At 47.8% G+C, this 12743-nt stretch carries 11 protein-coding genes; 4 read left to right on the top strand and 7 right to left on the bottom strand.

Annotated elements, in window-relative coordinates:
* Nucleotides 1-11: 11 nt before the first annotated feature.
* Both VIS94_10735 and VIS94_10730 read left to right on the top strand, forming a co-directional pair.
* Nucleotides 12-614: an AAA family ATPase gene (locus tag VIS94_10735; protein ID HEY9161547.1), complete on the top strand. Its 603-nt coding sequence runs from the start codon at nt 12-14 to the stop codon at nt 612-614.
* Nucleotides 615-648: 34 nt separating this feature from the next.
* Nucleotides 649-1422 (top strand): tetratricopeptide repeat protein, encoded by a 774-nt coding sequence (locus VIS94_10730; protein ID HEY9161546.1) that lies wholly within the window; start codon nt 649-651, stop codon nt 1420-1422.
* A gap of 2 nt (nt 1423-1424) precedes the next feature.
* Here VIS94_10730 and mnmG read toward each other — a convergent pair whose 3' ends face one another.
* The 7 genes from mnmG to def all read right to left on the bottom strand — a co-directional run bounded on the left by mnmG (nt 1425) and on the right by def (nt 9430).
* On the bottom strand, nt 1425-3251 hold the full coding sequence (gene mnmG / locus VIS94_10725; protein HEY9161545.1) for a tRNA uridine-5-carboxymethylaminomethyl(34) synthesis enzyme MnmG: 1827 nt from the start codon (nt 3249-3251) through the stop codon (nt 1425-1427).
* Between the two features lie 154 nt (nt 3252-3405).
* Nucleotides 3406-4731, bottom strand: coding sequence for a hypothetical protein (locus VIS94_10720; GenBank protein ID HEY9161544.1), 1326 nt, complete (start codon nt 4729-4731; stop codon nt 3406-3408).
* Nucleotide 4732: 1 nt separating this feature from the next.
* Nucleotides 4733-5770: an MlaD family protein gene (locus tag VIS94_10715; GenBank protein HEY9161543.1), complete on the bottom strand. Its 1038-nt coding sequence runs from the start codon at nt 5768-5770 to the stop codon at nt 4733-4735.
* Between the two features lies 1 nt (nt 5771).
* The gene (locus VIS94_10710) at nt 5772-7355 is read right to left on the bottom strand and encodes a tetratricopeptide repeat protein (GenBank protein ID HEY9161542.1); all 1584 of its coding nucleotides are present in this window, start codon (nt 7353-7355) and stop codon (nt 5772-5774) included.
* Nucleotides 7342-7998, bottom strand: coding sequence for a ribulose-phosphate 3-epimerase (gene rpe, locus VIS94_10705; protein ID HEY9161541.1), 657 nt, complete (start codon nt 7996-7998; stop codon nt 7342-7344). The genes VIS94_10710 and rpe overlap by 14 nt, the downstream gene beginning before the upstream one ends.
* Nucleotides 7995-8933, bottom strand: a complete 939-nt coding sequence (gene fmt, locus VIS94_10700) for a methionyl-tRNA formyltransferase (GenBank protein HEY9161540.1) — start codon at nt 8931-8933, stop codon at nt 7995-7997. The genes rpe and fmt overlap by 4 nt, the downstream gene beginning before the upstream one ends.
* Entirely contained in the window at nt 8930-9430 is a 501-nt protein-coding gene (def, locus tag VIS94_10695; protein HEY9161539.1) for a peptide deformylase, read from the bottom strand. Before def ends, fmt begins: the two co-directional genes overlap by 4 nt.
* Nucleotides 9431-9485: 55 nt before the next feature.
* Here def and VIS94_10690 point away from each other — a divergent pair, with 55 nt between their 5' ends.
* Together VIS94_10690 and VIS94_10685 are read left to right on the top strand one after the other, a co-directional pair.
* A complete protein-coding gene (locus VIS94_10690; GenBank protein HEY9161538.1) occupies nt 9486-10562 on the top strand; it encodes a 4Fe-4S binding protein in 1077 nt (358 codons plus the stop codon).
* Between the two features lie 92 nt (nt 10563-10654).
* The coding region (locus VIS94_10685; GenBank protein ID HEY9161537.1) for a hypothetical protein at nt 10655-12743 on the top strand (2089 nt) is incomplete at its 3' end.

Here is a 12743-nt window from a genome sequence, read left to right as displayed (position 1 = left end):
AGATTGTATTAATGAGAGAGCCGTTTAAAGAATATATGAGCAGGGAACTGGGAAACGATATTATTCTGATATCATGCGGTCTGCCGGCATCATACAAGACCGAGACGACCGAAGTGATAGCAAGGATGAAAGGCTATGTCATCCTGAGGACAGACCTCATCCGCCTCGAGGTGCTAAAGGGGGAAGACATATTCGATGAGAAGGTCGCATCGAGCATGGACAAAAGAAACCTTGTCTATGACGAAATGTTCAGGAGGGCTTCAGAACTTGCTGCTAAAGATAAGGGGGTCATACTCGACGCAACATTCATCACGCAGAAATTGAGGCGAAGGGCCGCCGAAGTGGCCGCTCTGAACAATAAGACCTTTGTCATACAGCAGACCGTCTGCCCCCAGGAAGTCTCCCTGAACAGAATTTCCAGGAGAACCAGGGAAAACTACGAATCGAATGCAATTACCGAGCAGGCATATCTGAACAATAAAAACAGGTTTGAACCGGTTGACCTTGCCGACCTGAAGGGCCTGTATCCAAATCTGAAAATAATCCATCTGACAATAGATACAACCTCGGATTCGGAAGACGAGTGGAAAGTAATCGAACGTAAAGATATGTGATTTAATTTTCACTACTATCGACACGGAGGCATGAATGAAAAAAATAATCATAATTCTTGTGATACTGGCAATTGCAGGGTGTGCTGGAACATTCGCAAAACAGAGGAAGATTTCGAGCCCGTCATACCAGCTTGCGATGGAAAAGCTTTCCCAGAACGATATGCAGGGCGCGCTGGTCGAGCTCAAAAAGGGGCAGAAGGCAAACCCTGCTGATCCTGAAATCTATTATGGATATGCGCTCACTTACAGGCAGTGGGACAAACCTGCTGAAGCTATTCCCTATGTCGATAAGGCGATAGAGTATGCCGGCAATCTCGAGTACGATCATCCAGGCATGAAGAGCGAGGCATACAATCTCAAGGGAGATCTCCTTGCAAAGCTCAACAAAAACGAGGAAGCCCTGAAATATTTCAAGAAGGCCCTTGATGACGATCTTTACAAGACGCCTGAAAATACACTTTATAATATGGCCCTTGTTTATATCACCATGGGCAAACTGACAGAGGCTAAAGCAAGTCTGTCCAAGGCGGTCGGCATAAGGCCAGATCTTACGCCGGCCTGGGATGCCCTGGGAGTGGTTTATTCCAGAACAGGCGATAATGCTTCGGCTGTTACCGCTTTAAATCGCGCTCTGGAACTGTACCCGGATTACATCGAGGCACACTGGGACATCGCTCAGGTTTATATCGAAACAGGGAATACGGAAGAAGCCAGAAAGCACCTTCTTGATATTATCCGTCTTGACAAGACAGGAGGTTTTTCCGCCAGGGCAAGTGCAAAACTTGCTGAAATAGAAGGCTTGCAGTAAATTTATTTTCCCAGGCCTACTCTTATCGCCTGCAGACCCGCAGGCGTCATGCCTTCGATAAGTGCAGCCTGGGCAAGCGTGGAAGGCCTTATTTCGGAAAGGCGTGATTTCAGTTCGTTGGAAAGGCTCTTTAATGCATGATAGTCGAACTTGTCCGGGATTTTAATCCTCTCCTGATTTTTAAACCACTCGACCTCTTTTTTCTGCCTTTCTATATATCCCTCGTATTTTATCGAGGTCTCGGTCTCCAGCATGACAAGCTCGGGAGCTGCCTTTACATGGCCGTCCTCAACCAGCTTCTCAAGCGTTATCTCCGGTCTTTTCAGATATTTTTCAAGCGTTACCTGTCCCGGGTTGTCCTGACCCGAATCCTTACCTGAAGAAATGACAATCGAAGTCTTCTTCAAATAGCTGGTAAGCCCTTCTATTTCAGCCATTACGGACCGGATATGTTCCATTCTCTCGGCACTTATCAGCCCCAGCTCATAGGCCTTGTCCGACAGCCTGAACAGTGCGTTTGTTTCCCTCAGCATGAGCCTGTATTCTGCGCGCGAAGTGAACAGTCTGTACGGTTCGCTTGTGCCCCTTGTCACAAGGTCGTCAATCATGACCGCAGTATAGGATTCGGACCTGTCCGGCATGAACGGCTCCATTCCTTTAACCTGCAAGGCCGCATTTATTCCGGCGATCATTCCCTGCGCCGCCGCTTCTTCATAGCCCGAGGTCCCGTTTAATTGTCCTGCAAGAAAAAGCCCCCCGACCTGCTTCGTTTCAAGTGTCCTTTTAAGCTGTGTCGGAAGTATGTAATCATATTCTATGGCATATGAAGGTCTTATAATTCGGGCATTTTCAAGCCCGGGTATCGAACACACAATCTCCTGCTGAATTTCGGGCGGCATTGAATTGCCCAGTCCGGATGCATACACCTCTATGGTATCCACTCCTTCCGGCTCTATTATTACCTGATGCCCGGTCCGCTCTCCGAAACGCATCACCTTGTCTTCAAGGGAGGGGCAGTATCGCGCCGGGGTTCCTGTGATGGCGCCTGAATAAAGAGGGCTCTTAAGGATGTTCTCTTTGATTATTTTATGTGTTTTTTCCGATGTGCGCCCGATATAGCAGGCAAGCTGGTCAAGCCTTGATCCGCCGGATTCAAACGCAAGCGGCATGATTTGCTGCTGCGGCTCCTGGCGTTCGAATTTTGAGAGGTCAATAGTGTTGATATTCAATCTCGGAGGCGTTCCAGTTTTGAATCTGCCCGTTTTCAGCCCAAGGCTTCTAATGCTTTCTGAAAGCGTGATCGAACTTTCTTCACCTGCCCTGCCGGATGCGAATCTTACGTCCCCTATGTGGACAAGCCCTGAAAGGAATGTCCCTGCGGCAATCACCAGCGCTTTTGCACCATATTCAACGCCGGTCAGGTCTTTTATTCCGGAAACCCTTCCGTTTCTGACAATGATATCCTCGACCTTGGCCTGCCTTAGTATCACCCGGGAGTTTTCCAGCCTGGTCTTGATTGCAGATTCATATTTTTTTCTGTCATTCTGAGTTCTGGTTGCCCTGACTGCAGGGCCTTTTTTTGTATTAAGAATGCGGTACTGGATTGCAGTCTCATCGGCGGCTTCCGCCATTATACCGCCCAAGGCGTCGATTTCCTTTACAAGGTGGCTTTTGGCCAGCCCCCCTATCGAGGGACTGCAGGGCATGCGGCCTATCGTATCGATATTTATGGTAAGAAGCGCGGTTTTCACTCCCATTTTTGCAGATGCGTATGCGGCCTCGGCACCGGCATGACCGCCGCCAACAACAATGACATCGAAGCTCTCCATAGGACTGTCCTGATTCGCTTTAAGGTATTTTTTCAAAATATTTTGTACACCCTTGACTCTGATATCAATGGCATTAACATATTATCCAGACCCTGGGCATAAAGGGCAAGTGAGTCTTCCCCCATAGACCCAAAACAGCCTCTTACGTTCAGGGTCATTCCTTTAAATCTACTTCATCGGCTGCATTGCTGTCAAAAGAATTGTCAGATTCGGACCTCTCGTTCTTTTTTCCTTTGAACTTTATTAGATCTGATAATAAGCCTATCTGCCAGTACTGGGGATTGTTCTCGAATGACACCAGGAATGAGAGCGCCCATCTCATGAACTCTGCGTTTTTTTCAATGTAAAAGGTTTTCCACAATATATCAAAGTATGCCTTGTCCTGTTTTTTCTCGTAGCTCACAAAAGTGAAAATAGGGGCCCAGTTATTTTCAACACCTTCATAATCAAACGGGAAGACACTCGGGAAATGCCAGAAAGTTTCATCCTCGTCTTTTGTTATATAATAAAGAGGCCAGAGGTTCATCTGATAGCTCTTGCTTCCCTGTTTTCTTGTTTCCCTTCCAGAGACAAGGATCATGAAACGGACGTTTTTTTTGTAATATTCATTTGCCGGGTCCGATGTCACGGCCTGAAACCAGATCGGCCACATATACATATCAGTTTTGTACATGTTTGCCCTTTCATAATTATAATAGAAGGGGAATACCATTGTCTGATCATATTCCCCCCTCGCATATTTTATCAAAGGCCATGGAGCGTCTATGCTCGTCTGGTTCCTGCCATTATCCCTGCCGAATGAAAAAAAGGGCCAGAGGACCGATGCGGACCAGGCGTCGCTCCATGTGGTGTACTGGAAAAAGGGCAGAAAGGCGTCCATGTGTTTATCGCCCCTTTCCCTGAACAGGAAAGGCCAGAACATGTACTGTGTTACACTACCACGATGTTTTTCCCAGCCATAGACAGGAAACATCTTGTAGCTGGTCCCTTTGCTGTACGTGAATACGGGCCAGAACATGGTGTACGTGTTTTTTTCGGAAACCGACGTCCTCATATAGACAGGCCAGAGGCAGAATTCAGCCTCATCCTTGCCAAACCGGTGTATCATCTTTCCATACAGCGGGAATACGCCTCCATAGGACTTTTCATAATATTTCCCCCAGAAGACCGGGAAAATGGTTGTATGTTTCTCGGGCCATTTATTCTCGGAATAGTATATCGGGATAAAGCGGGTAGCACCGTCATGGGACCTGCCCAACGGGTAAAGAAAATCCGTTTCGTCTTTATCCCTGAAGAACAGCGGCCTTACCGCAGTAACTTCACCGGTTTTCTCAAAAACAGGCCCCAGTGCATTTAATGTTTTCCCTTCATCATTGCTCCGGTAATAAAAAAGAGGTGCGATATTGATTTCAAGGGCCATGACGATGGCAGGGACAAGGGTAATGGCAAATATCAATGCCGCAGCCGATGTCTTTTTCATCCTACCTTATCATCGGGGCAAGCAGTGAACCCATAACAGTGATCGGAGTCTGTTCATGTATGCCCTGAGCCGCCCTGTTGGTGTTCTTGATCGCTTCGAGCAGCGCCTGATACAGCTCTTCATCAGTAAGGAGTTTGCCTATGGTACCGTCACCGGCGGCTATATGTTCACTCACCTGTTTAAGGTTGTCCGACAGCGCCACGAGGTCATAATAAATTGTTGAATCACTTAACAAGAGAGTCAGGTTGTTGTCTTCCTGTATTCTGGAAGTCACCACCTGAAGCTTCTGAACCGAATCCGCAAGGGATACATAAAGCGTATCGTCTGTGAACAGTTTGCCGATATTGCCTTCACCTGCTTTGACAGAAGCCACAATATAGGAAATATCCTCACCGGTGCTTGCAAGGCTTTCGGAAAAGTCGGTCAGATTTACAGCCGTATTGTTCAGCTCGGTTATCATGCTGTTTATGCCTTCCCTGTTTTCTATTGCCATATCATTGAGTTCTGCTGAAAGGCTGTTAAGGTTCTCCATCATCTCGGTAATATTGGCCATAGTTTCTTCACTTCCGAGAGATGCATTAAGGGATCTGGTCAGATCCGAAAGGTTGGAAGCTATATCTCCGAGCCTGGTCAGCAGAAAATCGAGAGACGGCGGCACTTCAGTCCTTGCCAGCATACCGTTGGGCTTCAGGTATTCCTTTGACATTCCCGGTGACAACAGGATGACCTTGTCTCCCAGTACACCCTTCGTACCGATTGATGCGACACTGTCTATAGGAAGTTTGATATCATCATTGACATTGGCGGTTACGGCAACGGAGTAGTCCTCTCCAAGTGATATCGAGCTGATCTTTCCGACAATTACGCCTGCAAGCTCCAGTGTTGATCCTACTTTCAGCCCTTCCACTGTAGGGAATCTGAGTGTAATCGGATAAGTGTCCTTTTTGTTAAAGCTCAGTTCACCAATTTTTATCGACATAACAATAAAGACCACAATTATACCAACCACGAAAAGGCCGACTTTTGCTTCATTAGTCATGTCATCTCCCGGTCTTGCGAATCTCTTTAATTAGTTCGGTGATTTTTTTCTCAAGTGCTGGCGAGACGCCCTTTTTGGAGTTTGCCTTTGCCTTCTGATAATATTCGAGGGCGGTTTTATTTCTGCCGAGCTTATACTGAATATCACCCATATGTTCGTTTATCAAAGGCTCGTCCGGATACTTTTTCAGCGCCTTTTCCATATAGGGTACAGCCTCGGCGGGCTTACCCGATTTATACAATACCCAGCCCATCGAATCCATAATGAATCCATCATCCGGTCTTGCCGTAAGGGCATCGCTGATCATTTTCTTCGCCTTCTCAAGATTTCTGCCCTGATCCGCCCACAAATAACCGACAAAATTGAGCATCATGGCATCATTGGGATCGGCTGAAAGAATACTCTCGGCAACGGCAAGGCCTTCATTGATCATTCCCTTTTCTTCAAGTGCTGTGGCCAGACGGTATCCCACTTCCCTGCATGACGTTTCCTTTGATACCTTTTCCCAGGTATTTTTCAGCTCATCAAATGCTTCGCCGCTTTTTCCCATGTCTTCAAGAATTGAGCTTTTCAGTATCGACACGTCACATTTAAGCTGAGGGTCGTTCTCAATCTCCTTAAGAAGGGCAATGGCTCTGTCAAAGTCCTTCTGGCCTGAATATGCAATGGCCAGGTAATATTTCTCTTCCGGCATCAGTTGTGTCTGGGTATTCAGGAGCTCAATCGCATCGGCATACATGCCGTCATCAATCTCAAGTATTGCCAGCTTATGCATGACCTCACGGTTGGGATAGATTTCAAGCAGTGCCTTAAGTTGTGCAATGGCATCCTTGTTTCTTCCTGTCAATATATACAGGTCGGCCAGAGCAAGCCGCGCCTCCTTGCTTGAAGGATCTATTTCACACAGTTTGGTGTATATGCTGATAGCCTCATCCAGATTCCCATCGCTCTCATAAACCCTTCCGAGATCAATGTATGCCTGAGAAAAATCAGGTGCCAGTTCTATTACTTTTTCCAGGGATTTAATTGCGCAGGCTTTGTTTTTTTCTTCAAGACACGCCCTGGAAAGTATGTATAGCGCTTCTATGTCTTCGTTCCCCGGGGGTATCTTCTCCAGTATCTTTATCGCCCCTTCAGGATCCGATGAAAAAAGCCTGAGTTTGGCAAGAAGAACGATTATCTGAACATTACCCGGGTATTTCTTATAGTATTTTTCAGCTTCTGCAACGGCTTCGTTAACCTTGTTCGAACGGACATATATATTGACTTTCTGATCAAGGGCATCCTCTATGTAATCCCCGGAATCAAGGACCTTGTTAAGATATTCCAGAGCCTTTTCATCATCGGATTTCTGGATATATATCATGGCGATATTAAGCCATGCGTAAGAATTGTTCAATTCCTGGTAAAGCTTTAGCGCGCTGTCAGTGTCTCCGCTGTCTTCTGCCTGTCTTGCAAGAATCATTGTAAGATATGGGCTGGTCTGATTTGCATCTTCCTGCACCGAGGCGGCGGTATTTGCATTGGCACAGCCTGCGGCCGCTGCCGCAACAAAGAGTCCGATCAATATTCTAACAAACTTCACATTCTGCAATTTCAAGCATCTCCTTTACCGCCCCAGCAGGGTCGCTGCTTCCAAATACGCTTGAGCCGGCCACAACAGAGCCGACACCTTTTTCCCTGAGCATTCTTACATTTTTTCTGTCAACTCCGCCGTCAACCTGAAGAATGATGTCTCTGCCCGATATCATATCTGATGCTTTTTCTATTTTCGGGATCATCGCTTCGATGAAAGACTGTCCGCCGAATCCCGGATTCACAGTCATAATAAGAAGGAGATCGATTACATCAAGGCAATATTCAATCACCGGTAAAGGACTTGAGGGATTCAGGGCAACTCCGGCTTTGAGGCCCTTCTCCCGTATCGTGGCCAGAGCCCTGTGAAGATGGTGTGTAGCCTCTGCGTGAATGGTTATGCCGTCGGCACCGGCGGCTGCAAATGCATCTATATATCTTTCAGGCTGGTTTATCATAAGGTGACAGTCCAGGTAGGCATTTGTCGCTTTTCTTATATCCTTTACAACGACAGGCCCGATGGTGATGTTGGGCACAAACATCCCGTCCATGACATCCACATGAACCCACTGTGCCCCGGCTGAAACAACCATATCAATATCCTGGCCCAGCCTTGTAAAGTTTGCGGAAAGTATTGACGGTGCAATAATCATCTGGATAAGCCTCCAAGAATTATTTCTTTAACTTTAAGCCCGTTGGCAAATGACTTTGCATCCATAGCCTGTTTGCCTTCAAGCTGCAGGGTTTGCGGAATGACGAAACCGTTACCGCATGCTATCCTTAAACGGGATGCCTCTTTAATCATTGTTCCTGGCGGAAAACCGTGTGGGGTTTCTTCAATCTGAGCGCTCAGAATCTTCAGCATCTTTCCCTGCATGTCTGTGTATGCACAGGGCCAGGGCAGAAGACCTCTTACCATGCTTTCAATCTTTGTTGCATTCCTGTTCCAGTCTATCAGACCGTCCTCTTTTTTCAGGAGCGGGGCATATGTCGCAGCGCTTTCATCCTGAGGTACAGGTTTTATCGAACCACTTTCAATCCTGTCCAGCACAGACTCCAGCAGTTCCGCACCTGTTGCCGAAAGTCTCTTGGAGAGCGCTATCGCATCGTCCCTGCCTATTTCAATTTCTCGGCTTTCATATACAGGTCCGGTATCGAGACCTTCATCAAGCTTCATTATGCTTATACCGGTCTTTTCTCCGCCTGAAAGGATGGCATGGTTTATCGGGGAGGCCCCCCTTAGTGCAGGCAAAAGGGATGCATGGACATTGATAAATCCTTTGGGCGGTATACTTAAAAGTTCAGGTGGAATCAGCCTGCCGTATGCAACAACAATGGCGGCATCGGGCCTGAGCTGTTCAAAAGCCTTAATGACCTCCATGTTCCCTTTTATTTTCTGAGGCTGCATAACGGGTATATCATATTGAATAGCCATGATCTTGACCGGCGGGTGCTCAAGATGAAGCCCCCTGCCCTTTGGCTTGTCAGGCTGCGTTATCACAAGGGCTACTTCATGTTTTTCCGATTCGGCAAGTATTTTAAGGCTTGGCAGTGCGAATTCAGGGGTACCCATAAAGATAAGTTTCATATCTTGCCTTTTCTGGCCTTCTTTAAATAGATCGCCCTTTTCAGACTTGAAGCAAATGCCAGGATAACCCTTCCGTCAAGATGGTCTATCTCATGCTGGAAAACCCTTGCCAGAAAACCTTCCGCCTCGATTTCAACATCTTTGCCCTTGATGTCAACGCCTTTTACAAGTATCCTCTCGAATCTCGGGACATCAACCGTGACTTCCGGCACGCTAAGGCAGGCCTCGCTGTCAACGACACGGCCTTCTTTTTCTGCGATTACCGGATTAATCATCGTTATAAGCCCGCCGTAACCTGTTTTCGGGCTAGCATCAACAACAATGACCCGCTCTGATACGGCCACCTGGGGGGCGGCCAGACCGACTCCGTTTTCCTGATACATGGTCTCTACCATGTCTTCGACAAGGGTCACCGTGCCGAAGTCTATGTTCTTGACTTCGAGCGCTTTGAGCTTCAAGACATCTTCAGGCCATTTGCAGATTTCACGGATTGCCATGACTTCTAATTGTTCTAAATACTATAATGTGTCAAGGATTTATGGGAAGCTACAGATGTTTATAAAATTTTCTTGTAGAGCCGAGGGTGAAAAGCTAAACTTCAGAAGCCATGCATCTGAAAATATCAGGGAGGGGATGATGGAAGTGTACGGCAGTCTCACCAGAAAGGTCTCAGGGCAGGATTCAAAATTGCTTGAAAAAATCTGGTCAATCCTTGCAAACCCCGAAGAAGCAGCCATACTTGACATGCTGCCGAAATCAGCGGAAGAGATTTCCGTTGCCCTGGGAACAGGCATTGATAAGGCAGAGGACATACTTGACAACCTTTTCCACAAGGGGGTTGCCTTTGACGGCATCAAGGACGGCAGAAAGATATTCAGAATGCCGCGCCACATAATACAGTTTCATGACGCATCCCTTCTGTGGGCCGAGGCGCCGGATGAGCTGTTCACGCTCTGGGCCGAATACATGGAAACCGAATACAGGGCCATGGTCGAGCAGATGACAGAGCTTAAAATACCTTCATTCATGAGGGTGCTTGCCATAAACGAGACCGTAGAGAAAAAAAGCAGCGTGCTGGGCTATGAGGACGCTGCGGACATACTGAAAAATGCACGCTCAATTGCGGTAACCTCATGCGTCTGCCGCAAATCGGTAAAAAAATGCGATAACCCCATAGAGGTATGCCTGCAGGTGAACCGGGGGGCGGAATACAATATAAAACGCGGTACGGGCCGGGCAATCGAGCTTGCCGAGGCGCTTGATATCCTGAAGCTCTCCGAGGAAAAGGGGCTTGTGCATATGACGGAAAACGTTGCAGGAGGCTCTAATGTCATATGCAACTGCTGCACATGCTGCTGCGAGATGCTCCGATACGCCATCGTTCCTAAAACCAGAAACGTTGTCGCTCCGAGCAGGTTCGCCGCATCAGTAGATGCCCCGGAATGTATCTTATGCGGCCTGTGCGCGGATGTCTGTCCGATGAAGGCCATTTCATCGGACGGCGATAATCCGGCAACTGTAGATATTGAATTATGCATAGGCTGCGGGTTGTGCGGGTCGGCCTGCACGTCCGGTGCAATCAGACTTGTCGAAGTAAGGGCAGAGGATTTTATCCCGAAGAAGGCGTGAGGAACCTTGACAAGGACAGCCGTACTGCTATTATTTCACGTCAAGTATAATTTTTTATAAAATACTTTTTTTGATATATGCGGAGGCTTTTCATGAAACATTTAAAGTGTGTTTTTGTATTCGGTCTGTTTGTTTTGCTCCTTTCATCCTGCAGCGGGTCATCGACGGATAATCCGGTACAGACATCACTTAATAATGATGTTAATAGCGATGAGCTCACATCGAGTGATACGACTCAGGAAGAGTTGATATACGAACCCAATCCGAATGCAAAAGCGGATGCGTTCAAACTCTATTACAGGGAGCGCACCGAAAGGCTTCTTAAAAGCATAAACCGTTTTGCATTAACCGGTGATGCCGTTCCGGGTGCCATCATAAACAAGATGTACATCTCAAAAGAAGGGAACAGGTACGAAGTGATTCCCGGCCCCGTGGACAACAACAGCCACGGCTATACGACCTTTGCCACGTGGAAGCTCTATCAGGCCATGGGCGGCCGCAGCCTTGAACTTACACTTATCCGCATGTTCGAAGGCCTGGCATTTTATGAGTCAGTCACCGGGCACAAAGGGCTTACCGTCCGCGAGGCTCTTCCGGGATGGACGAGGACGATGGACGGGGTGAACAAGACCGTATCAAGAACCAATAACGGCATCTTTGTTGCTGACCCTGAACCTTTTCCCGCAGGTCTTGAAAAAGAAGTCCTCGATACATTCTTCGACGGGGTTATTGTCAACTATCGAGAAAATCCGGAAGAGTTCTTCTATAGCTTCAAGCCAATCAACGAACTTGAAGATTATGCGGTAACTTATGTGTTCGACCATGTAGGCGAGGCCCTGCCGTGGATTCCTGTTTCAAACTGCTGCTCGTCATTCATGAAAACGCAGCTAGGCCCGTGGAAAGACCTCGGTTGGTGGGGCAACCACAATTCCAGGGATAACTTTACGGATTATGTGATGGGTTACCTGGCCGCATTCGAGGCTGAAAAGACCCCCGGACTTCCGGCAGACCTGGCCCTCGCAGCACATCATGCAGCAGATGCCGCGCGCAGGGTGGGAGATACGACGACTTTTTTCGGCAACATCCTTATGACTGTTGATGAAAGAAACGATTATTATACACTTGCGCCTGCGGGTGAGGTAAGGCCGGACGGCCGCACCGAGTGGCAGGACCTCGGCAGCATATCGTCGTGCCAGATGGCGTATCTTGCAAAGGCGCTTTCAAAAGAAGGTCTTCATTCGCCTGTTCCAAGGGTGCCGTTGCCCGGCGACCTGGCGCATGAGGCAATAGAAGCCCTCTTCAAATCGGTAGGTATTACACTCACAACACGGGTGAAAAAATGCAAATGCCTTGACGAGGCATGGTTCGGCCTGACTTTCGGAGACCTGCTGCGGTTCAAGATTTTAGGAGAACCGTGGTATGAGAAGATGGAAAGACTGACATTCTTTTATCCCGACCTTTTCTATGTCCTGATCGGCAGCGCAATGGACGATTTTCAGGAGCTTATACTGGGGTCCGTTGGACTCTGCTATTATGCGAGAATCTCTGGGGATACCGCATTGTATGACGAGGCGTACGAATCGCTCGGCAACCTGATTAAAATTCAAGTCATACTTGCCAAGCTGGTCTATGGAGTTGACCGTGACGCATCTCTTAAAAGCAGCACCATCAAAAAGCTGGGCAAGACAAAATATTATGCCAGACTCGATGATGCAAAAGAGATGCTCTACAAAGGCGCAATCTACGAGCGCATGTTCGGTTTCGATTCGCCACTGAAAGACCTAGACGGTTTTAATGCTGCGGAAAGCCAGATCGAATGGGCCGCATCACCGCTATACTGGACTGATACTGCACCGGCGGCTCTTATCACCGATGAAAAGATAAAAGAAAGGATCATGAACGAACTTAACGGCAAGAAAGAGAAAGAACCCTGGATTTATGAAAGGTATGTCCAGAGGTTTTTCGATGAAGATGGCAACCATAATCCCCCTGTGAAAAGGACAGCTGACGGCTATGAATTCATTGACCAGTACGGCAACTGGCGTGCGGCTGAAAATCCTCATCACAGATATTACGGCGGGCTTCACTACTGGCTTGAGTCGGCACTGGCCGTCTGGTCGCCGCAGACTCTCAACTGCGAGTGGGCGCGCCTGGGCTGCGCACCTGCCGACTTCGATGGCA

This window comes from Desulfomonilia bacterium (assembly GCA_036567785.1).
GTDB lineage: Bacteria > Desulfobacterota > Desulfomonilia > UBA1062 > UBA1062 > DATCTV01.
Note: the sequence above shows the minus strand (reverse complement) of the source record. Positions and strands in the feature narration are given on the sequence as shown.

What these genes read in the sequence shown, in the direction of transcription:
- fmt (HEY9161540.1), bottom strand. Translation starts at nt 8,933, where the DNA reads ATGAAACTTATCTTTATGGGTACCCCTGAATTCGCACTGCCAAGCCTT.
- VIS94_10715 (HEY9161543.1), bottom strand. Translation starts at nt 5,770, where the DNA reads ATGACTAATGAAGCAAAAGTCGGCCTTTTCGTGGTTGGTATAATTGTG.
- def (HEY9161539.1), bottom strand. Translation starts at nt 9,430, where the DNA reads ATGGCAATCCGTGAAATCTGCAAATGGCCTGAAGATGTCTTGAAGCTC.
- VIS94_10730 (HEY9161546.1), top strand. Translation starts at nt 649, where the DNA reads ATGAAAAAAATAATCATAATTCTTGTGATACTGGCAATTGCAGGGTGT.
- VIS94_10735 (HEY9161547.1), top strand. Translation starts at nt 12, where the DNA reads ATGAGAGAGCCGTTTAAAGAATATATGAGCAGGGAACTGGGAAACGAT.
- mnmG (HEY9161545.1), bottom strand. Translation starts at nt 3,251, where the DNA reads ATGGAGAGCTTCGATGTCATTGTTGTTGGCGGCGGTCATGCCGGTGCC.
- VIS94_10720 (HEY9161544.1), bottom strand. Translation starts at nt 4,731, where the DNA reads ATGAAAAAGACATCGGCTGCGGCATTGATATTTGCCATTACCCTTGTC.
- rpe (HEY9161541.1), bottom strand. Translation starts at nt 7,998, where the DNA reads ATGATTATTGCACCGTCAATACTTTCCGCAAACTTTACAAGGCTGGGC.
- VIS94_10690 (HEY9161538.1), top strand. Translation starts at nt 9,486, where the DNA reads ATGTTTATAAAATTTTCTTGTAGAGCCGAGGGTGAAAAGCTAAACTTC.